Origin of the sequence: Streptomyces sp. NPDC088810 (assembly GCF_044750305.1) — a bacterium.
GTDB lineage: Bacteria > Actinomycetota > Actinomycetes > Streptomycetales > Streptomycetaceae > Streptomyces.
In genome coordinates, this window is record NZ_JBIVJQ010000001.1 from 531,919 (window position 1) to 556,799 (window position 24,881).

Sequence of the window (24,881 nt, forward strand, 5' to 3'; positions counted from 1 at the left end):
GGACCATGGCTCAGGGGCCGGGCTGCCACGCGAGCACTACGCCAGGTAACCTCCAGCTCATGTCCCGCCATGTCGCGATCGTCACCGATTCAACGGCCTACCTGCCGCCCCGGACGATGGAACGCCATGGCATCACCGCGGTCCCGCTGACCGTGGTCCTCGGCGATCAAGCCCTCGAAGAGGGCACCGAGATCTCCACCCGCTCCCTGGCCCAGGCACTGCAGAAGCGGCGCTCCGTGACCACCTCCCGCCCCAGCCCGCAGGTGTTCGCGGAGACCTACCGCAGGGTCGCCGAGTCCGGCGCGAGCGGCATCGTCTCCCTGCACCTGTCCGCCGAGTTGTCCGGCACCTACGACGCCGCCGTCCTCGCGGCGCGCGAGGCACCGGTGCCCGTGCGGGTCGTGGACACCGGGATGGTCGCGATGGCGCTCGGCTTCTGCGCGCTCTCCGCGGCCGAGACCGCGGAGGCGGGCGGCACGATGGACGAGGCCGTCACGGCTGCGGAGAAACGGGCGGCGGGCACGTCCGCCTACTTCTACGTCGACACCCTCGACTATCTGCGCCGCGGGGGCCGCATCGGAGCCGCGCAGGCGCTGCTGGGTTCCGCGCTCGCCGTCAAGCCGCTGCTCCAGCTGGAGGGCGGCCGGATCGAGCTGCTGGAAAAGGTCCGTACGGCGTCCAGGGCGATCGCGCGCCTGGAGGAACTGGCCGCCGAGCGGGCGGGCAGCGCCGAGGTCGACATCGCCGTCCACCACCTCGCCGCCCCCGACCGCGCCGCCGCACTCGCCGACCGGCTGCGGGTCCGCGTCCCGGGCCTGGCCGACCTGCATGTCAGCGAGGTCGGAGCGGTGATCGGGGCACACACCGGACCCGGGCTGCTGGGCGCGGTCGTCTCGCCTCGCTGACACCCGCTAATCCCCAGACCGGCCTTGCCATTTGCTCCCGGGGCCTACCGGCTTCACTCGTCCGGGTGGTGGAGTTTTCCACAACCAGTCGGGCATCCACGGAAATCCACCAAGATCACCGCGATGTGACGAGAAGCTCCATCCTCGTCGCATGGCACTTCGATCTCGCTCACGCACGGCAACTCCGACCAGCGGCCCCGGCCGTGGCATCGCCTCCGACGGCCGCCTCCGCCACCGCCGCAACCCCGTCCACCCTCGCCGCGCCCGCCACCGCCCGCCCGCACCGGCGGAGGAACTGCGCCGCCGCGCGGAGCTCCTCTTCGGCGAACGTGCCGTGCAGTGGCGGGAGTCGGGGAACGCACCGCCGAACCAGGAGAGGCCGGCGAGCACACCGACGGCAACGGTGACGGGTCCGGAACCGGGGCTGAGCACGAGGGGGACGGTGACCACGATGCTGCCGGGCGTGCCCCCGAGTGGGACAGCGACCGTGAGTCCGCCGGAGCCGGGCAGCCCCACGGAGCCTGAACCGGCCGGTCCGGCGCGGCTGTCGGAGCCTGCGCCGGAGCCGGAGGCACCCGCGGGCCCGGACTGGCGGGAGCGGGCCGGGCTGGCGCTGCGCGAGCGGATGCCGGTGTGGCTGCAGGCACGGTACGGAGTGGAACGGCGCGGAGTCGTGGCGCTCGCCGTGGTCCTCGTGGCCGCCGCCGTCTTCGCCGTGCAGCACTTCTGGGCCGGCCGGCCCCAGTCGGTGAGCGCCCCTCAGGTGGTGCACGCTCAGGCGCCGTTCACCAGGAAGGACGAGGGAGCGAAGGCCGGAGCGGCTGTGAGCACGTCGGCGACACCAGGCGCGGAGATCGTCGTGGACGTCAGCGGCAAGGTCCGCAAACCGGGGATCCGACGGCTGCCGGCCGGGGCCCGGGTGGCCGACGCGCTGCGGGCGGCGGGCGGGGTCCGGCCGGGCGTGAGCACGGAAGGACTCAACCGGGCCCGCTTTCTCATCGACGGCGAACAGATCGTCGTCGGCACCCCCGCCGGGGCCGCCCCTCCGCCCGACCCGGCAGCCGGGCCGCTCTCCGGAACCACCGGCACCGGCCCGACAGCCCCGGTCTCCCTCAACACGGCCACTGTGGACCAGCTCGACACCCTGCCCGGAGTGGGCCCGGTACTGGCCCAGCACATCATCGACTACCGCACCCAGTACGGCGGTTTCCGCTCGGTGGACGAACTGCGCGAGGTGAACGGCATCGGCGACCGCCGGTTCACCGATCTGCGCGAACTGGTACGGCCATGAGCCGCGCGCTCGACGAGGCCGACCCGCGCTCCCGACCCGGGCAGGGCGGGACCGCGCACACCGGCCGGGACGGTCCCCTGGACCTGCGTCTGGTGCCACCCGCGCTCGCGGCCTGGGCCACGGCGGCCCTGACCCTGGACACACCCGCGGCCTGGACCACCGCGACCGCCGTGGTCTGCCTGATCAGCGGGGTCCTGCTGCTGTCGGTGAGGCGGCCGCGGCGGGGCGGACAGGGGGTGCGGGCTGGGCGGCTGGACCGGTCGGAACCCGGATCGGGCACCCCTCGCCAAGGGGCGGTTGGCGCTGGGCCGGCGCCGGCCGGAGCCGTGGTGACCGCCCGACGGGCTGGGGGAGGCGGAGAGGCGGAGCGGGCCGGGTGGGCACGCGGCCGGTTCCGCTGGGCGCGGCCGGCCGTCGCCGCGGTGCTGCTCTGCGTCGCCGCCGCAGCCGCCTCCGCCGGGCTGCACGGGGCCGACGTGCGGCGTGGGCCGGTGCCCGAGCTGGCCCGGCGGTTCGCGACCGTGACCGCCGAGGTCGAGGTGAGCGGCGATCCCTGGCTGAGCAGGCCCCACGTGCGCGGCGATCGCGCGGCGCCCGTGGCGGTGCTGGTCCGGGCCGAGCTGCGGAGCATCGAGGAGGCTCACGGAAGGCAGGTGCGGACCCGGACACCCGTACTGGTGATCGTCGACCCTGACGTCCCGGCACCGCAAAAGGAGGGGACGGGGAGCCGGACGTCAGGAGGCTCGCCGGTCCCCGCCGGACAGGGCCCGTCGGCCGGGAGGCGGGCCGCCTGGCTCGGGCTGCTGCCGTCCACACGGCTGCGGGTGGCCGGTCGGCTGGCGCCTGCGCTGACGGGCGGCGACCGGACCGCGGCCGTGCTGCGGGTGCGCGGCCGGCCGGAGCCACGGATCGTGGCGGGACCGAGCGGCCCGCAACGGCTGGCGGGGCGGCTCAGAGCGGGCCTGCGGGAAGCGGCCGAAGACCTGCCCGGCGACGCGCGGGCGCTGCTACCCGGGCTGGTCGTCGGGGACACCTCGCGGATCACGCCCGAGCTGGACCACGCCTTCGAGGAGACGGACCTGGCGCACATGCTCGCCGTCTCCGGCAGCAACCTCACCGTTCTGCTCGCGCTGCTCATCGGGCCGCCCGGACTGGCCCAACGGGTCGAGCGCCGTGGCCTGGCCCCACGCCTGGGGCTCTCCCTACGGGCGACGGCGCTGCTCGCGGGAGCGCTGACACTGGGCTTCGTGGTCGTCTGCCGGCCCGACCCCAGCGTGCTGCGGGCCGCCGCCTGCGGCGCCGTGGCGCTGCTCGCCCTGGCCACCGGGCGCCGTAGATCCCTGATCCCGGCACTGGCCACGGCTGTCCTGCTGCTGGTGCTGTACGACCCGTGGCTGGCCCGCAGTTACGGCTTCCTGCTGTCCGTGCTGGCCACCGGCGCGCTGCTGGTGATCGCGCCAGGCTGGAGCGAGGCGTTGCGGCGGCGCCGGGTGCCCCCGCGGCTCGCCGAGGCCCTGGCGGCGGCTGCGGCCGCACAGGCGGTGTGCGCGCCGGTCGTGGCGGTGCTGTCGGCCCGGGTGAGCCTGGTGGCGGTGCCGTGCAACCTGCTGGCCGAGGTGGCGGTGGCACCGGCGACGGTGCTGGGGTTCGCGGCGCTCGCGACGGCGCCGGTGGCGATGCCGGCGGCCAGGGCGCTCGCCTGGTGCGCGAGTTGGCCCACCGGGTGGATCGCCGGGGTGGCCCGGGCCGGGGCGGCGCTGCCCGGCGCGGGAGTGGACTGGCCGGGGAGCTGGCCGGGGGCGCTGGCACTCGCGGCGGTCACCGTGGCCGTCGTCCTGGCCGGCCGGAGACTGCTGCGGCACCCGGCGTGGTGCGGGCTGCTCGGCGTGCTGGTCGTGCTGCTGGTGACGCGGCCGGCGCCGCTGACCCGGGTGATCACGGGCTGGCCGCCACCGGGCTGGCGGTTCGCGATGTGCGACGTCGGGCAGGGCGACGCGACCGTGCTGGCGGCGGGCGACGGCGCCGGGGTGGTCGTGGACGCCGGACCCGATCCGGCGCTGGTCGACCACTGCCTGCGCCGGCTGGGCATCACCCGTGTCCCTCTCCTCGTCCTCACCCACTTCCACGCCGACCATGTGGCGGGCCTGCCCGGCGTCCTGCGGGGCCGCTCGGTGGCCGCGATCGAGACGACGGGGTTCGCGGAACCGGCGGACCAGGCACAGTTCGTCCACAGGGAGGCAGCCGAACGGAACATCCCGGTCACGACGGCCGTCGCGGGCGAGGAACGGCGCGCCGGACCCCTCACCTGGCGCGTCCTGTGGCCCCCGCAGCAGAGCACCCAGCCGCCAAGCGCCCCGCCGCGGAGCACACGGCTGCCCTCCGGGGCGACGGTGCCGCCGGGCCGGCCGGGTGCCCTGTACGAGCCGGAGGGTCCGAACGACGCCAGCGTCGCGCTGCTCGTGCGCACCGGCGGGCTGCGGCTGCTGCTGCTCGGGGACCTGGAACCCCCGGCGCAGCAGGCGCTGTTGCGGTCACCGGCGGCGGCCGACCTGGCCGGAGTGGACGTCCTGAAGGTGGCGCACCACGGCTCGGCCTATCAGGACCCGGAGCTGATACACCTCGCGGCACCCCGGATGGCGCTCGTCTCCGCAGGTGCCGGCAACCCTTATGGCCACCCGGCACCGGCGACCATGGCCGCGCTGCGGGCGGGCGGCGCGACGGTCCTGAGCACCGACCGCGACGGCGCCCTCGCGGTCACCGGAACCGGAGGGACCGAGGGCCGGATACGGGTGACGAGAGCGGACTGGAGAGTGATGAGACGGGACTGGCCCAGACTGGGCCCATGACGTCAGCACAGATCGATGCCTACCTCCGCCGGCTCGGGAGCGAGCGACCCCGGCAGCCCACCAGTGAGGCGCTGCGCGCCCTGCACCTGAGCCATCTGCGAGCCGTCCCCTTCGAGAACCTGTCGGTCCACCTCGGAGAGGAGATCACGCTGGAGGAGCAGCGGCTCCTGACCAAGGTGACAGAAGGTCGGCGGGGCGGCTTCTGCTACGAACTGAACGGAGCGTTCGGGACGTTGCTCGCCGCCCTCGGCTACGAGGTGGAGCTGCTCGCAGGACGCGTGTACGGCGACGAGGGGCGGCTCGGGATCCCCTACGACCATCTCGCGCTGCGGGTGCGGACGGTGGAGGGGGACACCTGGCTCGCCGACGTCGGGTTCGGGGCGCACAGCCACTACCCGCTGGCCTGTGCGGAAGGCGGGGAGCAGGACGACCCCGGTGGCAGGTTCCAGGTGGTGGAGGCCGGGCCGGACGCGGCCGGGGTGCGCGGCGCGGACCTGGACGTCCTGTGGGACGGCAAGCCGCAGTACCGGCTGGAGGCCCGCCCCCGGGTACTCGGGGACTTCGCGGCCGGCGCCTGGTGGCACAGCACCTCGCCGACGTCGCACTTCACCCGGTCCCTGGTCTGTTCACGGCTCACCGAGGACGGCGGGAGGATCACGCTCAGCGGGCGCAAGCTGAAGACGACCGCCGTGGACGGCACCCAGGAGATCCGCGAGCTGGAGGAGGACGAGGAGGTGCTGACCGTGTACCGAGAGCACTTCGGGATCGAGCTGAGCTGTGTGCCGACTGTGCGAAACCCTGACCTGGACGGCTGATTCGGCCCAGGCCCGGGCGCGACCTGCCGAGTTGGCGGTCGGCTGTGCCGTGGGCCGCCGGGTGTGACCGGTGGGATGGTCCCGTACCGCAGCCGGCGCGCTGTCGCTGCACGGCGTGACCCGCACCGTCCCACTGCCGGGCGCGCACCGAGCTGCACCGGGACGTGCCGACGGCCTGACCGGCACAGTCCGTCCGCAGACTCCTGCCCGAAGGCTGACCTGCGCGCGTTCCCCACGGCTGACCTGGCCCTTCGCCGTGTTCCGGGTGCCGGAGAATGGGCCCGTGAGTGATGTGAGACATGTGCTGGTGCTGCCCGACCGCGATGCCGCCGAGGAGGCGGCCGAGGCGCTCGGGGAGCGGTTCGGGATCGACGAGGAGCCCCGGCTCGTCCGGGACGCGCTGGCCGGTGAGGACGACGCCGAGGACGCCCAGTGGCTCCTGGTCCTGCGGGACGAGGGCGATCGGCTGGACCCCGCCGAGCTGGACGCGTTCGCGGGGGAGTGGGACGGCTGGCGCGAGGAGCCGTGACCGGAGCCTGTGCCCGTGGCCCTGAGCCCGTATCCGTGGCCCCTAGCCCGCATCCGTGCCCCCGAACCTGACTCGGGGTCCGCTCCGCGACCGGTCAGGGTGCCGGGACCGCTTCGATGTCAGTGCCGCGTGGGATGCTGTAAGCGATGGCCAGGAAGACTGCGAATGACGACCCTCTCGCCCCGGTGACCCTCGCCGTGGGCCAGGAGGACCTCCTGCTCGACCGTGCCGTGCGGGAGGTGGTGGCCGCCGCCAAGGCCGCCGACGCCGACACGGACGTACGTGACCTGACCCCGGACCAGCTGCAGCCCGGCACCCTTGCCGAGCTGACCAGCCCGTCGCTCTTCGCGGAGCGCAAGGTCGTGGTCGTACGCAACGCGCAGGACCTGTCCGCCGACACGGTCAAGGACGTGAAGGGGTACCTCGCTTCGCCCGCCGAGGAGATCACGCTCGTGCTGCTGCACGCCGGCGGCGCCAAGGGCAAGGGGCTGCTGGACGCCGCGCGCAAGGCGGGGGCGCGGGAGGTGGCCTGCCCGAAGATGACCAAGCCGGCGGACCGGCTGGCCTTCGTACGGGGGGAGTTCCGCTCCCTCGGCCGGTCGGCCACACCCGAGGCGTGCCAGGCGCTCTGCGACGCCATCGGCAGCGACCTGCGGGAGCTGGCCTCGGCGGTCTCGCAGCTCGTCGCCGACGTGGAAGGGACGATCGACGAGGCGATCGTCGGGCGGTACTACACAGGCCGGGCCGAGGCCTCCAGCTTCACGGTCGCCGACCGGGCCGTGGAGGGCCGCACGGCGGAGGCGCTGGAGGCGCTCAGATGGTCGCTGGCGACGGGCGTGGCGCCGGTGATGATCACCAGCGCACTGGCGCAGGGCGTGCGGGCGATCGGGAAGCTGTCCTCGGCCCGGGGCGGCAGGCCGGCCGACTTGGCGCGCGAGCTGGGCATGCCGCCGTGGAAGATCGACCGGGTGCGGCAGCAGATGCGGGGATGGACGCCGGACGGGGTCGCGGTGGCGCTCATGGCCGTCGCCGAGGCCGACGCGGGAGTGAAGGGAGGCGGGGACGACCCCGAGTACGCCCTGGAGAAGGCGGTCGTGACGATCGCGCGGGCCGCGCGGTCCAGAGGCCGGGGCTGAGCCACTCGCCGCGGGGGCGCCGGCGAGGAGAATCGCAGGTGACGGCCGTACCTCGCCGACGGACCACAAGGCGGCGACCGCCGTGGCCGACACCCGCCCGCGGCCCTTGTCCGCCAGGGGCTGGACGCGATCATCGACATGTCTGACGCGGTCGCCGTGCACCGCTTCACGGCCGAGCGGCAGGGCAAGCGCCTCGACCAAACGCAGCCACCGTGCGGAGCCGGCCATGCCGAAGGCCCCGCCGCCCACCCTGGGGAAGGGAGAGCGCCGGGGCCTTCGGACCAAGCTGGTGAGCCCGTTCCCGCGTGGCGAACGCAGGCCGCGAACAGGCTCGTGGGTGCCGGACGGGAGCGGATGAGAGAGGGCCCGCTCTGGGTCCTTCCGGCGGTCAGATCAGAAAGGTTCAGCCCTTGAGGGACGCGACCTTGGAAGCAAGCGCCGACTTCTTGTTGGCGGCCTGGTTCTTGTGGATGACGCCCTTCGAGACGGCCTTGTCGAGCGCACGCGCGGCAGCGCGCTGCAGCTCGGCGGCCTTCTCGACGTCACCCGCGGCAGCGGCCTCGCGGGCCTTGCGGATCGCGGTCTTCAGGGAGGACTTGACGGCCTTGTTGCGCAGCCGAGCCTTCTCGTTGGTCTTGATCCGCTTGATCTGGGACTTGATGTTCGCCACGAAGGAGCCTTTTCAGGTTCAGGTGCGGGGCCGCTCGGGTCCCGTACCGGTGATCCAAAATTTTCTGTCGCGCCTCGCGCTGAGAGGGCATGAGGCACAGCCATCTACAGTACCAGTGGCCCTCCGGACGGCCCAAAACGGCCCCCGGTCCCTGCCCGTGGGACCATGGAGACTACGTAACGATCCGACCCGAGGCATAAGGCGCCTCAAGAGACAGGACCCTGCGTGCCCGCGACCCCTAACCATGTGCCCGAGCCGAGCCGTACCGCCCCGGCTCTGATCCGCAATTTCTGCATCATCGCGCACATCGACCACGGCAAGTCCACGCTCGCCGACCGGATGCTCCAGCTGACCGGTGTGGTCGAGCAGCGGCAGATGCGTGCTCAGTACCTCGACCGGATGGACATCGAGCGCGAGCGCGGCATCACGATCAAGTCCCAGGCGGTGCGTCTGCCCTGGGCCCCGACCGAGGGCCCCGACCAGGGCACGACCCACATCCTCAACATGATCGACACCCCGGGGCACGTCGACTTCACCTACGAGGTCTCGCGGTCGCTGGCCGCCTGCGAGGGGACCATCCTCCTCGTCGACGCAGCCCAGGGCATCGAGGCGCAGACCCTCGCCAACCTCTACCTGGCGATGGAGAACGACCTCACGATCATCCCGGTGCTGAACAAGATCGACCTGCCGGCCGCCCAGCCGGAGAAGTTCGCCGAGGAGCTGGCGAACCTGGTCGGCTGTGACCCGGAGGACGTGCTCAAGGTCTCCGCGAAGACCGGTCTCGGCGTGGACGCGCTGCTGAACAAGGTCGTCAAGGAGATCCCGGCGCCGGTCGGGGTCGCCGACGCGCCCGCCCGCGCGATGATCTTCGACTCGGTGTACGACTCCTACCGCGGTGTCGTGACGTACGTCCGTGTCATCGACGGCCAGCTCAACAAGCGCGAGCGCATCAGGATGATGTCGACCGGCGCCACGCACGAGCTGCTGGAGATCGGGACGAACTCGCCGGAGATGCTGCCCGCCGACGGTCTCGGCGTCGGCGAGGTGGGCTATCTGATCACCGGCGTGAAGGACGTGCGCCAGTCCAAGGTCGGTGACACCGTCACCAGCCAGCACAAGGGCGCCACCGAGGCGCTCGGCGGTTACAAGGACCCGAAGCCGATGGTCTTCTCGGGCCTGTATCCGCTGGACGGCTCGGACTACCCGGAGCTGCGCGAGGCCCTGGACAAGCTGCAGCTCAACGATGCCGCGCTGGTCTACGAGCCGGAGACCTCCGCCGCCCTCGGCTTCGGTTTCCGCGTCGGCTTCCTCGGACTGCTGCACCTCGATGTGATCCGCGAGCGGCTGGAGCGCGAGTTCGGCCTCGACCTGATCGCCACCGCGCCGAACGTGGTCTACCGGGTCGTGATGGAGGACGGCAGCGAGCACACCGTCACCAACCCGAGCGAGTTCCCCGAAGGCAAGATCAACGAGGTGTACGAGCCGGTCGTACGGGCCACCATCCTCGCGCCGACCGAGTTCATCGGCTCGATCATGGAGCTGTGCCAGACCCGGCGCGGCACCCTCCTCGGTATGGACTACCTGTCGGAGGACCGGGTCGAGATCCGCTACACGCTGCCGCTCGCGGAGATCGTTTTCGACTTCTTCGACCAGCTCAAGTCCAAGACCCGTGGCTATGCCTCGCTGGACTACGAGCCGACCGGCGAGCAGACCAGCTCCCTGGTCAAGGTCGACATCCTGCTGCACGGCGACAAGGTGGACGCGTTCTCGGCGATCACCCACAAGGACCAGGCGTACGCGTACGGCGTGCGGCTCGTCGCCAAGCTCAAGGAGCTGATCCCGCGGCAGGCCTTCGAGGTGCCGGTGCAGGCCGCCATCGGCTCCCGGGTGATCGCCCGCGAGACCATCCGCGCCATCCGCAAGGACGTCCTCGCCAAGTGCTACGGCGGTGACATCTCCCGTAAGCGGAAGCTGCTGGAGAAGCAGAAGGAAGGCAAGAAGCGGATGAAGATGGTGGGTTCCGTGGAGGTTCCGCAGGAAGCCTTCATCGCGGTCCTCTCCAGCGATGACGGCGCGGGGTCGGCCAAGGGCAAGAAGTAACCGGAGGTAACAACCGGTCACGCCCGCAAAGCGGGCATGTGGGGGCCCGTCGTGCGAAAGCGCGGCGGGCCCCTACGCGTGCGTAGCGTCGCGCTGAGTGGAAAGTGACAGGCCGAAGCCCCTTACGCAGCGGCCGGTCGCCCCTTACCCTGATCCCTGCTCGATAGTTACTCGCGAGTTAAACAACAGCCTGAATCCCCACCGTGAGTTAACCCAGCCGCACCGAGTCAGCCGCACCGTCGCGGGCCCCCGGAGGATGTCGTGAGCGACACACAGACTTTGATCGAGAACCGTCCGCCGTCCGTGGCAGCCCTCTTCCTGGAGCGCGTGGCGGCCACACCGGACGCCGAGGCCTACCGCCACCCCGTGCCGCCGGCCTCCGGCCAGGGCCCCGACGGCTGGAAGTCGCTCAGCTGGGGCCAGGCGGCCGAGCGGGTGTACGCGATCGCGGCCGGGCTCATCGAGCTGGGCGTCCAGCCCGAGCAGCGGGTGGCGCTCGCCTCCTCCACCCGGGTGGAGTGGATCCTCGCCGACCTCGGCATCATGTGCGCGGGCGGCGCCACCACGACCGTCTACCCGCAGACCAACGCCGAGGAGTCGGCGTTCATCCTCTCCGACTCCGAGAGCCGGGTGCTGATCGCCGAGGACGCGGCCCAGCTCGCCAAGGCCGTGGAGAAGCGTGCCGAGCTGCCCGCGCTGACCAAGGTCGTGGTCATCGACCCGGCCGGCGTCGAGAGCGGCGACTGGGTGCTCACCCTCGCCGAGCTGGAGGAGCGCGGCGCCGCCTACCTGGAACAGCACCCGCAGCTGATCAAGGAGCGGGTCGGTGCGATCACCAAGGACCAGCTCGCCACCCTCATCTACACCTCCGGCACCACCGGCCGCCCCAAGGGCGTGCGCCTGCCGCACGACAACTGGGCCTACATGGCGAAGGCGATCGCCGCGACCGGCCTGATCAGCGCCGAGGACGTGCAGTACCTGTGGCTGCCGCTCGCGCACGTCTTCGGCAAGGTGCTCACCTCCGGGCAGATCGAGGTCGGGCACGTCACCGCCGTGGACGGCCGGGTCGACAAGATCATCGAGAATCTGCCGGTGGTGCAGCCGACGTACATGGCGGCCGTGCCGCGCATCTTCGAGAAGGTCTACAACGGCGTCGCCGCCAAGGCCCGCGAGGGCGGCGCGGCCAAGTACAAGATCTTCCAGTGGGCCGCCGAGGTCGCCCGCGAGTACGCGAAGGCCAGCCAGGACAACTTCCGGCGCACCGGCACCGCCTCCGTGCCGTTCGGGCTCGCCGCCAAGCACAAGGTCGCCGACACCCTCGTCTACGGCAAGCTCCGCGAGGCCTTCGGCGGCCGGCTGCGCGCCTGCGTCTCCGGTGCCTCCGCGCTCGCCCCGGAGATCGGCTACTTCTTCGCCGGCGCCGGCATCCACATCCTGGAGGGCTACGGCCTCACCGAGACCTCCGCGGCCTCCTTCGTCAACCCCGGCGAGGCCTACCGCACCGGCACGGTCGGCAAGCCGCTGCCCGGCACCGAGGTCCGTATCGCCGACGACGGCGAGATCCTGCTGCGCGGCCCCGGCATCATGGAGGGCTACCACCAGCAGCCCGAGAAGACCGCCGAGGTGCTGGAGTCCGACGGCTGGTTCCACACCGGCGACATCGGCGAGCTGTCGCCCGACGGCTACCTGCGCATCACCGACCGCAAGAAGGACCTCATCAAGACCTCCGGCGGCAAGTACGTCGCTCCGGCCGAGGTCGAGGGCCAGTTCAAGGCGGTGTGCCCGTACGTCTCCAACATCCTGGTGCACGGCGCCGACCGGAACTACTGCACCGCCCTCATCGCCCTGGACGAGCCGGCCATCCTCGACTGGGCGAAGGAGAACGGGCTGGAGGGCAAGTCGTACGCCGAGATCGTCGCCGCGCCGCAGACGGTCGAGATGGTCGACGGGTACGTGCGGCAGCTCAACGCCGGGCTGCAGAAGTGGCAGACCATCAAGAAGTTCCGGCTGCTGCCGCGGGACCTCGACGTGGAGCACGGGGAGATCACGCCGAGCCTGAAGCTGAAGCGGCCGGTGGTGGAGCGGGAGTACAAGCACCTCATCGAGGAGATGTACGCCGGGACGCGGGAGGCGTAGCACGGTTCCGGAGGGGCGGCGGGGACAGCCGGCGGCTGCGGGTCGTGTGTGGCGCGTCGCGCGGTTCCCCGCGCCCCTTTGATGCTCGCCGGTGCCCGAATGGTTCCCTGTTCTGGTCACTTCAGTAACTCAACGCTGATGAGTGCCTCCTGTCTGTCACCCTGGCCGCATGGACATGGCGGCCATACCGACGCAGCGGGAGAGCGGCGGCACCCACCCCGGTGAGACGCGGGGATGGGCCACGCTGCCCGGGAGTCCCCTCGCCCCGGGTTCGGCCCGCGCGCTGCTGCGGGCCGCGCTGGCCGAGGCGCCCGGGGTCTCCGCCCGGCTCGCCGACGACGTCATGGCCGTCGTCAGCGAGCTGGTCACCAACGCCGTCGTGCACGCCGGCACGGAGGTGCGCGTCGAGTGGCGGCTGGAGCAGACCGGCGCGTTCGTGGTCGAGGTGCACGACCAGCACCCCTCCCGGGCCCCGCGGGACGCCACGGGCGGCGAGGGGACGTACGACACCCCCGAGTACGGGCGCGGCCTGCGCCTGGTCGCCACGCTCGCCGAGTCCTGGGGCGTCACCTACCGCGCCGCCGCCAAGACCGTCTGGGCGCGGCTGCCCCCGGGCGGCAGCGAGGCCCTGGACGGCCCCGGCCCCGACCCCGCCCTGGGGATCGCCGAGGACCTCGCCCCGCAGCCGCAGCGCGCCGAGGGCGACCGGGACTGGCTCGGCCGGGGCGCCCTGTCCTTCCTCGCCGAGGCCTCCGACCTGCTCGCCGGGCAGCTGGACGAGAACCTGGTCGCCGCGCTCACCGGCCAGCTGATCGTGCCCCGGCTCGCCGACTGGTGCGCGGTCTGGCTGGAGGACGAGGCGACCGTACGCGGCGGCGCCGGCGGCGGGCCCGCCCGGGTCTGGCACGCCAGCGAGGCCCGCATAGAGGAACTGCGGTGCGCGCTGGAGAAGGAGCCGCCGTGCCCGCCGGACGGGCTGCGTTCCGGACCCGAGTCCTACCCCTGGCCCGGCCACGCCCTCGGCCCGCAGGGCGTCAACGGGACGGCGCTGTCGTACCGGCTGATCGCGGGCGGCCGGCCGCTCGGCACGCTCGTCATCGGCCGGTGCGGGATCACCGGCTTTCCCGACGAGGTCACCGGGCTGGTGGAGGACCTCGGCCGCCGGGTCGCCCTCGCCATCGGCGCGGCCCGCCAGTACGCCCGCCAGGCCACCATCAGCGCCGTCCTGCAGCGCGGCCTGCTGCCCGGCGCGGTCGCCGAGATCCCCGGCGTGCGCAGCGCGCTCGTCTACGAGCCCTGCGACAAGGGCGGCCCGAGCGGCGACTTCTACGACCTGTTCCCGGCGGGCGACGGCCGCTGGTGCTTCGCCGTCGGCGACGTCCAGGGCAAGGGCCCGGAGGCCGCCGTGGTGATCGGGCTGGCCCGTCCCTGGCTGCGCCTCCTCGCCCGCGAGGGCTACCGGGTCGCCGACGTCCTGGACCGCCTCAACCAGCTCCTGCTGGACGACGCCACCGAGGCCGCCGACGCCGCCGCCCGCGCCCTGGTCGCCGGCGGCCGGCCGATGACCGCCGGGGACGGCCCCCAGACCCGGTTCCTGTCCCTTCTCTACGGCGAGCTGACGCCGTACGACGGCGGGGTCCGCTGCACCCTCGCCTCCGCCGGCCACCCGCTGCCGCTCGTCCTCGGCCCCGACGGCACCGTGCGCACCGCCGCCCGTCCGCAGACGCTGCTCGGCGTCGTGGAGGACGAGACGTACACCAGCGAGACCCTGGAGCTGCGCCCCGGTGACAGCCTGCTGTGTGTCACCGACGGGGTCACCGAGCGGCGCTCCGGCAGCCGCCAGTTCGACGACGGCGACGGGCTCGCCCGCGCCCTGTCCGGCTGCGCCGGGCTGAGCGCCGAGCTGATCGCGGAAAGGATCCGCCGCCTGGTCCACGACTTCGGCGGCGGCCTGCCCGAGGACGACCTGGCCCTGCTGGTGCTCCAGGCGGAGTAACGCCCGCGGTGCTGGACAATGGAAGGCATGCCTTCCGCACTCCCCGACGGCGAGCCCGTCCCCGCCGACGGCGCGCTGCCCGCGCACGCGCTCGCCGGGGCCGCAGGCCGCCCGCTCGGTTTCTACCTGCACGTCCCGTACTGCGCGACCCGCTGCGGCTACTGCGACTTCAACACCTACACCGCGACCGAGCTGCGCGGCACCGGCGGCGTGCTCGCCTCCCGGGACAACTACGCCGACACGTTGGCCGACGAGATCCGGCTGGCGCGGAAGGTGCTGGGCGACGACCAGCGCGAGGTTCGCACGGTCTTCGTCGGCGGCGGTACGCCGACCCTGCTGGCCGCCGATGATCTCGTACGGATGCTGGGGGTGATCCGCGCCGAGTTCGGTCTCGCGCCGGGCGCGGAGATCACCACGGAGGCGAACCCGGAGTCCGTCGACCCCGCGTACCTCGCCACCCTCCGTGAGGGCGGCTTCAACCGGATCTCCTTCGGCATGCAGAGCGCGCGACAGCACGTGCTGCGCGTGCTCGACCGGACGCACACCCCCGGCCGCCCCGAGGCGTGCGTGGCGGAGGCGCGGGCTGCGGGCTTCGAGCACGTCAACCTCGACCTGATCTACGGCACGCCGGGGGAGAGCGACGACGACTGGCGGGCGTCCCTGGCGGCCGCCCTCGGCGCCGGCCCCGACCACATCAGCGCCTACGCGCTCATCGTCGAGGAGGGCACCCAGCTCGCCCGCCGGATCCGCCGGGGCGAGGTCCCGATGACCGACGACGACGTGCACGCCGACCGGTACCTGATCGCCGAGGAGATGCTGAGCGCGGCGGGCTTCGACTGGTACGAGGTCTCCAACTGGGCCACCTCGGAGGCGGGCCGCTGCCTGCACAACGAGCTGTACTGGCGCGGCGCCGACTGGTGGGGCGCGGGTCCCGGGGCCCACTCGCACGTGGGCGGGGTGCGCTGGTGGAACGTCAAGCACCCGGGGGCGTACGCGGCGGCCCTCGCCTCCGGCCGCTCCCCGGGCGCGGGCCGGGAACTGCTGTCCGACGAGGACCGGCGAGTGGAGCGCATCCTCCTGGAGCTTCGGCTGCGGGAGGGGGTTCCGCTGTCCCTGCTGAAGGAGGTGGGGCTCACGGCGTCCCGGCGCGCGCTGGCGGACGGACTCCTCCAGCAGGGGCCGTACGAGGAGGGGCGGGCCGCGCTGACCCTGCGGGGGCGGCTGCTGGCGGACGCGGTGGTACGGGACCTGGTGGACTGATCACTCCGGCGATGGCACGATCGTCAGGTCCAGCATGATCATGAGCTGGCAGGTCACGATCGAAGAGGGCTGTCGACGACCGGCGCTCGGCTCACCGGGCGGCCACCTGGGGCGGCGTGGTCGGGCTGTCCGACATTGCGTTCCTTCGGACAGGGGGACGGACGCCGGGTGACGGCCCGCCTGGCGGAGCCGGTCACCCGTCAGGCCAGGGGCCCTGATCCGATGTCAGACAGCCCAGGGGATCGGGTTGGCTCCTTCGGTGCCGGGAATGCTCACCAGCGCTCCGGCCTGCATGGCGACCAGCGCCTCGAGCGGCTCGCCGGTGCTGCGGAACCGGCGTACGGATCCGGCCGGTACCACGAGGGCCTGACCGGCCGAGACCTGCTCGGTCTCGCCGTCGACCGTGAACTCGAAGGAGCCGGTGACCGGCATCCAGATCTGGTCCTTGTCGATGACGTGGACGGGGGACTCGCCTCCGTCGGTCACCGAGACCCTCCAGGTCGCCACCTGGTTGCTGCCCTGGCTCGGCGCGGCGAGGCCGTGCATCACGGCGGACGCGGTCCTGATTGTCCGGTCTTCGGATGGGTTGATGAGAATCATGGTGGTACCGCCCCCTCGTGTGTCAAGTTACTTGACACACTTTAATAGGAGCGGGTGAGCGTGTGTCAACATGGACCTATGAAAAACGCGGATGACCTGACTGACTACGAGCTCATCTACCTTGTCGGGATGACGTTTCAGCTGTTGCTCGGGGAGTTCGTGGGCAGACTCAACGAACGTGGTTACGAAGACATCAGGCCGATTGACGGAATGGCCCTTCAGGTGCTGAAGGGCGAAGGCGCCACCGGCACCGAACTGGCCGCCGCGCTGGGAATTACCAAGCAGGCGGTCAGTGGAATGGTCACGCACCTCGAAGAACGCGGCTACGTGATGCGCGTGCAGCATCCGTCCGGCGGCCGCCGTCAGCTGATTCAGCTGACCGAAAAGGCTTACGAGCACCTTTCTGTGGCCGGTGCCGTGCTGCATGATCTCGAAGCCGAAATCATCGGCCAGACCGGTAAGATCCCGATGTACACCCTGCGGATGACGCTGGCCGAAATGATTACGACGCTGAGCGGGGGCCGTATTCCTCCGCTGCGGCCCACGTGGTGAAGTTTTTATTTTCACCGCCGGCCGTGCGGCGTGGCTGGTTCGAGGTCCCTGTCCCCTGAGGGGGCGCGGCGCGCCTTCGCAAGGCCCAGTCCGGTCTCGATCGCGTCGATGCTCGCGGGGCGCAGCCGGGCCGCGCATCGGCGCCGGGGAAGCGGCAGGGCATGCCCACGACGGCGATGGGCTCGCCGCTCACGGGCGCCCCGGACCCCTCCGTCCCGCCCGGGGCCGTCGACTCCGGCGCCGGTCCGCCGAGCAGCCGCGCGACCAGCCGCTCGACCGTCGGGCATTCCCACGGGAGCGTGGCCGGAAGCTTACGGCCCATCAGTGCGCCGAGCGATCGGCCGACTGTGTCGTTCCCTTGATCCCCCGAAATCCGAATTCCCCCGGCTCCGAGCCGTGACCTGGCAGACCATGGCGGGCCTCGCGTGGGCTTGTCAAGGACATTTACACGATCACGGGATCGGCCCGTCGCCCCCTGGTGCCGAGACCGATTCCGCTTGGATGCGCCCTGGGTGGCCCTGCATGGTGGCCGGCAGGAGCCTGATGGCGGATGGTCTGGAATGGCGGAGGCCGCGGCCTGGAGCGGCGTCGTTCGCGGTGGATGCCGGGACCACTCCGCTTGGTCGCGCGTGGGGTAGGCCCGGTGGCGGCGGGAATTAACAATTCCGGTCCCTGCCTCCCCCCTGGTGCCACTACAAACGCGCCACCGTCCTCGGCCGCGGTCCCCGGGCCGGGTCGGGGACGGAGGCGAGCAGGTGGATCTCTTCGCCGGCGCGTCGGCGCCGTGGGTGCCCGCCCTAGGGGAGGCGAGTCGGCCGGCTGTCGTCCCCGGACGGTGAACGCCTGGCAGTCCGGCGTGATCGGTCCATGTTCCGCCGGTGAGCAGCGCCTCCACGGTCGAGGGCCCATTCCACTCGAGGCCGAGGCCGGTCAGCACCACACCGACCAGGTCCGCGCCGTCGAGGAGGCCCGCCGTGAGCAGCCCGTCCGGCTGGGTGGACGGCGCGTAGTGGAGCCGGCCGCCGAGACCGTGCCGGGCCCGCTCCCGGGTGAGCCGCGCGCTGCCGGGCGGGCCGCCGGGTCCCGGCCCGGGCAGCAGTGCCGCATGCCGCAGCCGTACGTCCTCGGGGACGCCGGCCCAGCCCACGCTCTCGTCCGGCGGGAGGGACTCGACGAGGTGACGTGGGTGCGGGGCGTGCCGGGCGCGCAGCACGGCGGCGGGCCGGCGGACGCCAGGGGCCTTCGCGTATTCGCGTAGACGGTGGTGGCGGAGCGCCCCGGCACCTCCTGCCCCGCGAGCCCTCTTTTGCTGACAGCTCCGCCACAAGGTCGGGTTCGGCGGAGCACAGCCACATCAAACGGCCGGCCGCGCGGGACCCTGGGCGGGCGAGGGTGGTGCCGGAGCGAGGTGCCGGATCACCGGTGCCGGCGGCCAACCGAGTCCGGCGACCTGACGCCGCTGGAGCCCCTCCGCATCGAACCGGACACCACCGAATGCGCCGCCTACGAGAAGGTCAGGCCCCGCCGCTGCCCGTGACGAAGTCGATCAGCTCCTCCACGCGTCCCAGCAGCTCCGGCTCCAGGTCCCTGTAGGAGCCCACCCGCTTCAGGATCGCCTGCCACACCGCTCCGGTGTTGTCCGACGGCCAGCCCAGGGCCCGGCACACCCCCGTCTTCCAGTCCTGCCCCTTCGGTACCGTCGGCCATGCCGGGATGCCCAGCGAGGCCGGTTTCACCGCCTGCCAGATGTCGATGAACGGGTGGCCGACCAGCAGTGCGTGTTCGCTGGTCACCGACTCCGCGATGCGCCACTCCTTCGTGCCGGGCAGCAGGTGGTCCACCAGGACGCCCAGGCGGGCGTCGGGGCCCGGGGCGAAGGACTCCACGATGGACGGCAGGTCGTCCACGCCCTCCAGGTACTCCACGACCACGCCCTCGATGCGAAGGTCGTCGCCCCACACCTTCTCGACCAGCTCGGCGTCGTGCCGGCCCTCCACGTAGATGCGGCCGGCGCGGGCCACCCGTGCGCGTGCCCGGGGGACGGCGACCGAACCGGAGGCCGTACGGGTGGGACGTACCGGAGCCGACGAGGACGGCCGGACCAGCGTCACCACCCGCCCCTCCAGCAGGAAGCCGCGCGGCTCCAGCGGGAACACCCGGTGCTTGCCGAAGCGGTCCTCCAGGGTCACCGTGCCGGCCTCGCAGCGGATCACCGCCCCGCAGAACCCGGTGCCGGGCTCCTCCACCACCAGGCCCGGCTCGGCCGGAACCTCCGGTACCGGCTGCGGCTTCTTCCAGGGAGGGGTCAGGTCGGCGGAGTACTGGCGCATTCGGATGACGATAGGAGAAGCCGCGTACCGAGGGGTACGACACGCCGGGAAGGGCCCCTCAGATCACGCCGAACCGCGTTGCCAGGGCGTCCCGTTGGCGGCGGACGAACCCCGCGTCCACCACCGCTCCGTGGCCGGGCACGTACAACGCGTCATCGCCGCCCAGCGCCAGCAGCCGGTCGAGGGCGTCCGGCCAGCGGGCCGGGATCGCGTCCGGGCCCGCCTGCGGCTCGCCGGACTCCTCCACCAGGTCGCCGCAGAAGACCACCTCCGGATCCCCCGGCACCAGGACCGCCAGGTCGTACGCCGTGTGGCCGGGGCCCACGTTGGCCAGCAGTGCCTGCCGACCGCCGCCGAGGTCGAGGGTCCACTCGCCGGAGACCAGGTGGCCGGGCGGGAAGAGCGCGTCCGCCGCCTCGTCGGCGTCCGCCACCGGCAGCCCGTTCCTGATCGCGTCCAGGCGCAGCTCCTCGCGCTCGTACGCCAGCGCCGCGTCCAGGCCCACCGCCGCGAACACCTCCGCCCCGGCGAACACGGACGCGCCGAACACGTGGTCGAAGTGGGGATGGGTGAGAGCGAGATGGGTCACACGGCCGCCCGCCAGTTCCTCGGCCCGCGCGCGCAGCCGGGCCCCCTCCGCCAGGCTCGACCCGGCGTCCACGAGGAGCGCCGTCCCCTCTCCGAGGACCAGCCCCGCCGTGCAGTCCCAGCCGGGCAGCCGGCACCGTCCCACCCCGGTGGTCAGCCGTTCCCAGCCCAGCTCTTCCCAAGTCACGCTCATACCGGCGACGCTAGCGGTACGACCCCGTACCGGGGTCCGACCTTGCCCAGTGTGTAGCCGACAGCCGTACACTGGGCCGGGGAACGTTGGCACTCGCATACGAAGAGTGCCAGGCCGACGACCCGAAGGGACGAGGGGACGACATGCTGGAGGTGCGCGCGAATGCTGAGTGAACGCAGGCTTCAGGTACTGCGCGCCATCGTCCAGGACTATGTCGGCACCGAGGAGCCGGTCGGGTCGAAGGCCCTGACCGAGCGGCACAACCTCGGGGTGTCCCCGGCGACCGTCCGCAACGACATGGCGGCCCTGGAGGACGAGGGGTACATCGCCCAGCCGCACACCAGCGCGGGGCGGATCCCCACCGACAAGGGCTACCGGCTGTTCGTGGACAAGCTCGCGGGCGTGAAGCCGATGACCCCGCCCGAGCGACGGGCCATCCAGAACTTCCTGGAGGGCGCCGTCGACCTCGACGACGTCGTGGCGCGGACGGTGCGGCTGCTCGCGCAGCTGACCCGGCAGGTCGCCGTGGTGCAGTACCCGTCGCTGACCCGGTCCACCGTCCGGCACGTGGAGCTGCTCTCGCTGGCTCCCGCGCGCGTGATGCTCGTGCTGATCACGGACACCGGACGGGTCGAGCAGCGCATGGTCGACTGCCCGGCGCCGTTCGGCGAGGCCTCGCTCGCGGACCTCAGGGCGCGGCTCAACAGCCGGGTCGCGGGCCGACGGTTCACCGATGTGCCGAAGCTGGTCGAGGACCTGCCGGAGGCCTTCGAGCCGGAGGACCGCGGTACGGTCTCCACGGTGCTCTCCACTCTGCTGGAGACACTGGTGGAGGAGAACGAGGAGCGGCTGATGATCGGCGGTACCGCCAATCTCACCCGCTTCGGACATGACTTCCCCCTCACGATCCGGCCCGTCCTGGAGGCCCTGGAGGAGCAGGTCGTGCTCCTCAAGCTCCTCGGCGAGGCGAAGGACCCGGGCGTGACCGTGCGCATCGGCCACGAGAACGCCCACGAGGGGCTCAACTCCACCTCCGTCGTGTCGGTCGGCTACGGTTCGGGCGGCGAGGCGGTTGCCAAGCTCGGCGTGGTCGGACCGACCCGCATGGACTACCCGGGAACGATGGGAGCGGTACGCGCAGTGGCACGGTACGTCGGACAGATCCTGGCGGAGTCGTAAGTGGCCACGGACTACTACGCCGTTCTCGGCGTGCGCCGCGACGCGTCGCAGGATGAGATCAAGAAGGCGTTCCGCCGGCTCGCGCGCGAGCTGCACCCGGACGTCAACCCGGATCCGAAGACCCAGGAGCGGTTCAAGGAGATCAACGCCGCTTACGAGGTGCTGTCGGACCCGCAGAAGAAGCAGGTCTACGACCTCGGCGGCGACCCGCTCTCCCAGTCGGGCGGCGCGGGCGCGGGCGGCTTCGGCGCCGGCGGCTTCGGCAACTTCTCCGACATCATGGACGCGTTCTTCGGTACGGCGTCGCAGCGCGGGCCGCGCTCGCGCACCCGGCGCGGCCAGGACGCGATGATCCGGATCGAGGTCGAGCTGGACGAGGCGGCCTTCGGGACGACCAAGGACATCCAGGTCGACACCGCGGTCGTCTGCAACACCTGCAACGGTGAGGGCGCGGCTCCGGGCACGTCCGCGCAGACGTGTGACATGTGCCGCGGCCGCGGTGAGGTCTCCCAGGTCACCCGGTCCTTCCTGGGCCAGGTCATGACCTCGCGTCCCTGCCCGCAGTGCCAGGGCTTCGGCACGGTCGTGCCGACCCCGTGCCCGGAGTGCGCCGGCGACGGCCGGGTCCGCTCCCGCCGCACGCTCACCGTGAAGATCCCGGCCGGTGTGGACAACGGCACGCGGATCCAGCTGGCCGGCGAGGGCGAGGTCGGCCCCGGCGGCGGTCCGGCCGGCGACCTGTACGTCGAGATCCACGAGCTGCCGCACCCGATGTTCCAGCGGCGCGGCGACGACCTGCACTGCACGGTCACGATCCCGATGACGGCGGCGGCCCTCGGTACGAAGGTGCCGCTGGAGACGCTGGACGGCATGGAGGAGGTCGACATCCGGCCCGGCACCCAGTCCGGCCAGTCGATCCCGCTGCACAACCGGGGTGTCACGCATCTGCGCGGCGGCGGCCGGGGCGACCTGATCGTGCACGTCGAGGTGACCACGCCGACCAAGCTGGACCCCGAGCAGGAGCGAGTGCTGCGCGAGCTGGCCAAGCTCCGCGGCGAGGAGCGCCCGCAGGGCCAGTTCCAGCCGGGTCAGCAAGGGCTGTTCTCGCGGCTGAAGGATGCCTTCAACGGTCGCTGACGTCGGCTGCGGGTGCTGCCGGGGGTCCGGGGGTTGCCCCCCGGGCCGACACGGTCAGCCGGGTCAGCAAGGGCTGTTCTCGCGGCTGAAGGATGCCTTCAACGGTCGCTGAGACCGGGTGTACGGGGTGCTCCGGCACCCTCTATGCCGGTGTCCTATGCCGGGGGACGCCCGGTTTCGGACTTGTTCGGGGGACGTGACAACATGCGGTCATGTCCTCCGCGCTGACCGATCTCTTCCCCCACCCGATCGTGCAGGCCCCCATGGCGGGCGGTGTCTCCGTCCCGCAGCTCGCCGCCGCCGTCTCCGAGGCCGGCGGCCTCGGGTTCCTCGCCGCCGGGTACAAGACCGCCGACGGCATGTACCAGGAGATCAAGCAGCTGCGCGGGCTCACGAACCGGCCCTTCGGCGTGAACGTGTTCATGCCGCAGCCCGAGCACGCCGAGTCCGGCGCGGTGGAGGTGTACGCGCACCAGCTGGCCGGCGAGGCCTCCTGGTACGAGACCGAGCTGGGCGACCCGGACAGCGGCCGGGACGACTGCTACGACGCCAAGCTCGCCGTCCTCCTCGACAACCCGGTGCCGGTGGTCTCCTTCCACTTCGGCGTGCCGAGCCGGGAGGTGCTCGACACCTTCCGCCGGGCGGGGACCCTCACCCTGGTCACCGCCACCACCGCCGAGGAGGCCCGCGCGGTCGAGCGGGCCGGCGCGGACGCGGTGATCGCCCAGGGCGTGGAGGCCGGCGGACATCAGGGCACCCACCGGGACCTCCCGGAGAACGACGGCTCGGGCCTCGGGCTGCTGTCGCTGATCGCGCAGATCCGGGAGGCCGTCCGCGTCCCGGTCGTCGCCGCCGGCGGCATCATGCGCGGCAGCCAGATCGCCGCCGTCCTCGCGGCGGGCGCGAGCGCGGCCCAGCTGGGCACCGCCTTTCTCGCCACCCCCGAGTCCGGCGCGCACGCCCTGCACAAGCAGGCGCTGACCAACCCCCTGTTCGCACGCACCGAGCTGACCCGCGCCTTCTCCGGCCGCCCGGCCCGCGGACTGGTCAACCGCTTCCTGCGCGAGCACGGCCCGTACGCCCCCGCCGCCTACCCGGAGGTCCACCACCTCACCGTGCCGCTGCGCAAGGCCGCCGCCAAGGCCGGGGACGCGCAGGGCATGGCGCTGTGGGCGGGGCAGGGCCACCGGATGGCCCGGGAACTGCCCGCAGGACGGCTGGTGGAGGTGCTGGCGGCCGAACTCGCCGAAGCCAGGACAGCGTTGTCGGACCTGCCGCGGCCCGGAGGTGACCCGCGATGACCGCTCCCGTCTTCGTCGTCGACCGACTCGACCCGGTCGGGCGCGAGTTCGTGCTCGACGGCCCCGAGGGACGGCACGCCGTGTCCGTGAAGCGCCTGCGGCCGGGCGAGGACGTGGTCCTCACCGACGGGCGCGGACGCTGGGCGGAGGGCGTCGTCAAGGCCGCCGAGGGCAAGGACCGGCTGATCGTCACGGACCTGGAGTCCGTGCACGAGGAGCCGCCGGCCAGCCCGCGCATCACCGTCGTGCAGGCCCTGCCCAAGGGCGACCGCGGCGAACTGGCCGTCGAGACGATGACCGAGGTCGGCGTCGACGCGATCGTGCCCTGGCAGGCGTCCCGCTGCATCACCCAGTGGAAGGGCGAGCGCGGGCTGAAGGCCCTCGGCAAGTGGCGGGCCACCGCCCGCGAGGCCGGCAAGCAGTCCCGCCGGGTCCGCTTCCCCGAGGTCGCGGACGCGGCGACGACCAAGCAGGTGGGCGCGCTGCTCGCCCGGGCGGACTTCGCCGCGGTGCTCCACGAGAGCGGCGACGCGCGCCTGGCCACCGCCGAACTCCCCGCCGAGGGTGAGATCGTGCTGGTGGTCGGCCCCGAAGGCGGCGTCTCGCCGGAGGAGTTGGCGCTCTTCGCCGAGGCGGGCGCGCAGCCCTACGTCCTCGGCCCCACCGTCCTGCGCACCTCCACCGCCGGCACCGCCGCCGCGGCCCTGCTGCTGGGCCGTACCGGCCGCTGGTCCTGACTCCCCGGGGGACACCGTGGAACTCGCCCAAGTCCGGCTGCTCGTCACCGACTTCGCCGCCTGCTACCGCTTCTACGCCGACGTCCTCGGCCTGAAGCCGCAGTCCGGGGCGGCCCGCGGCCCGTACGAGAAGTTCAGCCCGCACACCGGCTCCGCCGGGATCGCGCTGCAGGACCGCGCGATGATGGCCGAGGTCCTGGACGAACTGGGCGACACCGCCACCGGCCACCGCTCCCTGGTCGTCCTGCGCGTCGACGACCTCGACGCCTACTGCGCCGAGATCACCGCCCGCGGCGCGACCCTGCTGCACGGCCCGGCCCCCATGACCGACCGTATGCGCGTGGCCCACCTCAAGGACCCGGAGGGCAACCTGGTGGAACTCCAGGAGTGGCTGCTGCTGCGCGGCTGACGGTGCGCTCCGCCGGGGTGCGGTGATGGCCGTCCGTCGTCCGCGGCTCCGCTGCGGCTGGTCGCGCGGTTCCCCGCGCCCCTTCGGGGGCGCTTCCGCCCGGAACCGGTTTCCCGAACGGGTGAGTGGCTGTATGCGGACTTCCGTGCCGGCGGTGGTGGTGGCACGCTG

At 72.5% G+C, this 24,881-nt stretch carries 20 protein-coding genes; 16 read left to right on the plus strand and 4 right to left on the minus strand.

The window, feature by feature from the left end:
* Nucleotides 1–59 precede the first annotated feature (59 nt).
* The 6 genes from ACIP4Y_RS02395 (at nt 60) to holA (ending at nt 7,522) form a co-directional block, all read left to right on the plus strand.
* Complete coding sequence (locus ACIP4Y_RS02395; RefSeq protein WP_401386704.1) at nt 60–905, plus strand: DegV family protein; 846 nt, start codon at nt 60–62, stop codon at nt 903–905.
* Nucleotides 906–1,056: 151 nt separating this feature from the next.
* On the plus strand, nt 1,057–2,196 hold the full coding sequence (locus ACIP4Y_RS02400) for a helix-hairpin-helix domain-containing protein (protein WP_401386707.1): 1,140 nt from the start codon (nt 1,057–1,059) through the stop codon (nt 2,194–2,196).
* Nucleotides 2,193–5,042, plus strand: coding sequence for a ComEC/Rec2 family competence protein (locus ACIP4Y_RS02405; protein ID WP_401386710.1), 2,850 nt, complete (start codon nt 2,193–2,195; stop codon nt 5,040–5,042). Before ACIP4Y_RS02400 ends, ACIP4Y_RS02405 begins: the two co-directional genes overlap by 4 nt.
* The gene (locus tag ACIP4Y_RS02410) at nt 5,039–5,857 is read left to right on the plus strand and encodes an arylamine N-acetyltransferase (RefSeq protein ID WP_401386713.1); all 819 of its coding nucleotides are present in this window, start codon (nt 5,039–5,041) and stop codon (nt 5,855–5,857) included. The genes ACIP4Y_RS02405 and ACIP4Y_RS02410 overlap by 4 nt, the downstream gene beginning before the upstream one ends.
* Nucleotides 5,858–6,140: 283 nt before the next feature.
* Nucleotides 6,141–6,386: a hypothetical protein gene (locus tag ACIP4Y_RS02415; RefSeq protein WP_401386716.1), complete on the plus strand. Its 246-nt coding sequence runs from the start codon at nt 6,141–6,143 to the stop codon at nt 6,384–6,386.
* Nucleotides 6,387–6,532: 146 nt separating this feature from the next.
* Nucleotides 6,533–7,522 carry a DNA polymerase III subunit delta gene (holA, locus tag ACIP4Y_RS02420; RefSeq protein ID WP_401386719.1) on the plus strand — a complete coding sequence of 330 codons (990 nt, stop codon included), beginning with the start codon at nt 6,533–6,535 and terminating at the stop codon, nt 7,520–7,522.
* Between the two features lie 403 nt (nt 7,523–7,925).
* On the opposite strand, the gene rpsT is transcribed toward holA, so the two are convergent.
* Nucleotides 7,926–8,192 (minus strand): 30S ribosomal protein S20, encoded by a 267-nt coding sequence (gene rpsT, locus ACIP4Y_RS02425; RefSeq protein ID WP_358642195.1) that lies wholly within the window; start codon nt 8,190–8,192, stop codon nt 7,926–7,928.
* 225 nt (nt 8,193–8,417) lie between these two features.
* Here rpsT and lepA point away from each other — a divergent pair, with 225 nt between their 5' ends.
* The 4 genes from lepA (at nt 8,418) to hemW (ending at nt 15,684) form a co-directional block, all read left to right on the plus strand.
* Complete coding sequence (lepA, locus tag ACIP4Y_RS02430) at nt 8,418–10,292, plus strand: translation elongation factor 4 (protein WP_358642197.1); 1,875 nt, start codon at nt 8,418–8,420, stop codon at nt 10,290–10,292.
* Between the two features lie 261 nt (nt 10,293–10,553).
* Entirely contained in the window at nt 10,554–12,428 is a 1,875-nt protein-coding gene (locus ACIP4Y_RS02435; protein ID WP_401386724.1) for an AMP-dependent synthetase/ligase, read from the plus strand.
* 175 nt (nt 12,429–12,603) lie between these two features.
* A complete protein-coding gene (locus ACIP4Y_RS02440; protein WP_401388630.1) occupies nt 12,604–14,424 on the plus strand; it encodes a SpoIIE family protein phosphatase in 1,821 nt (606 codons plus the stop codon).
* Nucleotides 14,425–14,451: 27 nt separating this feature from the next.
* The gene (gene hemW, locus ACIP4Y_RS02445; protein ID WP_401386727.1) at nt 14,452–15,684 is read left to right on the plus strand and encodes a radical SAM family heme chaperone HemW; all 1,233 of its coding nucleotides are present in this window, start codon (nt 14,452–14,454) and stop codon (nt 15,682–15,684) included.
* Nucleotides 15,685–15,909: 225 nt separating this feature from the next.
* On the opposite strand, the gene ACIP4Y_RS02450 is transcribed toward hemW, so the two are convergent.
* Nucleotides 15,910–16,230: a cupin domain-containing protein gene (locus ACIP4Y_RS02450; protein WP_401388633.1), complete on the minus strand. Its 321-nt coding sequence runs from the start codon at nt 16,228–16,230 to the stop codon at nt 15,910–15,912.
* 132 nt (nt 16,231–16,362) lie between these two features.
* Between ACIP4Y_RS02450 and ACIP4Y_RS02455 the strand changes: the two genes are divergently transcribed.
* A complete protein-coding gene (locus tag ACIP4Y_RS02455) occupies nt 16,363–16,836 on the plus strand; it encodes a MarR family winged helix-turn-helix transcriptional regulator (protein ID WP_401386730.1) in 474 nt (157 codons plus the stop codon).
* 1,514 nt (nt 16,837–18,350) lie between these two features.
* Here the strand turns inward: ACIP4Y_RS02455 and ACIP4Y_RS02460 are convergent.
* Nucleotides 18,351–19,166 (minus strand): DUF3097 domain-containing protein, encoded by an 816-nt coding sequence (locus tag ACIP4Y_RS02460; RefSeq protein ID WP_401386733.1) that lies wholly within the window; start codon nt 19,164–19,166, stop codon nt 18,351–18,353.
* 58 nt (nt 19,167–19,224) lie between these two features.
* Nucleotides 19,225–19,947 carry an MBL fold metallo-hydrolase gene (locus ACIP4Y_RS02465; protein ID WP_401386736.1) on the minus strand — a complete coding sequence of 241 codons (723 nt, stop codon included), beginning with the start codon at nt 19,945–19,947 and terminating at the stop codon, nt 19,225–19,227.
* Nucleotides 19,948–20,109: 162 nt separating this feature from the next.
* On the opposite strand from ACIP4Y_RS02465, the gene hrcA reads away from it, so the two are divergent.
* From hrcA to ACIP4Y_RS02490, 5 genes are all read left to right on the plus strand, one after another.
* A complete protein-coding gene (gene hrcA, locus ACIP4Y_RS02470; RefSeq protein WP_358642228.1) occupies nt 20,110–21,126 on the plus strand; it encodes a heat-inducible transcriptional repressor HrcA in 1,017 nt (338 codons plus the stop codon).
* Nucleotides 21,127–22,263: a molecular chaperone DnaJ gene (dnaJ, locus tag ACIP4Y_RS02475; RefSeq protein ID WP_358642230.1), complete on the plus strand. Its 1,137-nt coding sequence runs from the start codon at nt 21,127–21,129 to the stop codon at nt 22,261–22,263. It begins immediately after the preceding gene.
* A gap of 212 nt (nt 22,264–22,475) precedes the next feature.
* The gene (locus ACIP4Y_RS02480) at nt 22,476–23,564 is read left to right on the plus strand and encodes a nitronate monooxygenase (protein WP_401386741.1); all 1,089 of its coding nucleotides are present in this window, start codon (nt 22,476–22,478) and stop codon (nt 23,562–23,564) included.
* Nucleotides 23,561–24,301, plus strand: coding sequence for a 16S rRNA (uracil(1498)-N(3))-methyltransferase (locus ACIP4Y_RS02485; RefSeq protein WP_358642233.1), 741 nt, complete (start codon nt 23,561–23,563; stop codon nt 24,299–24,301). The genes ACIP4Y_RS02480 and ACIP4Y_RS02485 overlap by 4 nt, the downstream gene beginning before the upstream one ends.
* A gap of 16 nt (nt 24,302–24,317) precedes the next feature.
* A complete protein-coding gene (locus tag ACIP4Y_RS02490; protein ID WP_358642235.1) occupies nt 24,318–24,710 on the plus strand; it encodes a VOC family protein in 393 nt (130 codons plus the stop codon).
* Nucleotides 24,711–24,881 lie beyond the last annotated feature (171 nt).

Bases quoted from the DNA above. Each gene is read 5' to 3' on its own strand.
- ACIP4Y_RS02440 (WP_401388630.1), top strand. From the start codon at position 12,604: ATGGCGGCCATACCGACGCAGCGGGAGAGCGGCGGCACCCACCCCGGT.
- holA (WP_401386719.1), top strand. From the start codon at position 6,533: ATGGCCAGGAAGACTGCGAATGACGACCCTCTCGCCCCGGTGACCCTC.
- ACIP4Y_RS02395 (WP_401386704.1), top strand. From the start codon at position 60: ATGTCCCGCCATGTCGCGATCGTCACCGATTCAACGGCCTACCTGCCG.
- ACIP4Y_RS02410 (WP_401386713.1), top strand. From the start codon at position 5,039: ATGACGTCAGCACAGATCGATGCCTACCTCCGCCGGCTCGGGAGCGAG.
- hrcA (WP_358642228.1), top strand. From the start codon at position 20,110: ATGCTGAGTGAACGCAGGCTTCAGGTACTGCGCGCCATCGTCCAGGAC.
- ACIP4Y_RS02485 (WP_358642233.1), top strand. From the start codon at position 23,561: ATGACCGCTCCCGTCTTCGTCGTCGACCGACTCGACCCGGTCGGGCGC.
- ACIP4Y_RS02460 (WP_401386733.1), bottom strand. From the start codon at position 19,166: ATGCGCCAGTACTCCGCCGACCTGACCCCTCCCTGGAAGAAGCCGCAG.
- ACIP4Y_RS02405 (WP_401386710.1), top strand. From the start codon at position 2,193: ATGAGCCGCGCGCTCGACGAGGCCGACCCGCGCTCCCGACCCGGGCAG.
- ACIP4Y_RS02480 (WP_401386741.1), top strand. From the start codon at position 22,476: ATGTCCTCCGCGCTGACCGATCTCTTCCCCCACCCGATCGTGCAGGCC.
- ACIP4Y_RS02400 (WP_401386707.1), top strand. From the start codon at position 1,057: ATGGCACTTCGATCTCGCTCACGCACGGCAACTCCGACCAGCGGCCCC.
- ACIP4Y_RS02450 (WP_401388633.1), bottom strand. From the start codon at position 16,230: ATGCACGGCCTCGCCGCGCCGAGCCAGGGCAGCAACCAGGTGGCGACC.
- hemW (WP_401386727.1), top strand. From the start codon at position 14,452: ATGCCTTCCGCACTCCCCGACGGCGAGCCCGTCCCCGCCGACGGCGCG.
- ACIP4Y_RS02455 (WP_401386730.1), top strand. From the start codon at position 16,363: ATGAAAAACGCGGATGACCTGACTGACTACGAGCTCATCTACCTTGTC.
- ACIP4Y_RS02465 (WP_401386736.1), bottom strand. From the start codon at position 19,947: ATGAGCGTGACTTGGGAAGAGCTGGGCTGGGAACGGCTGACCACCGGG.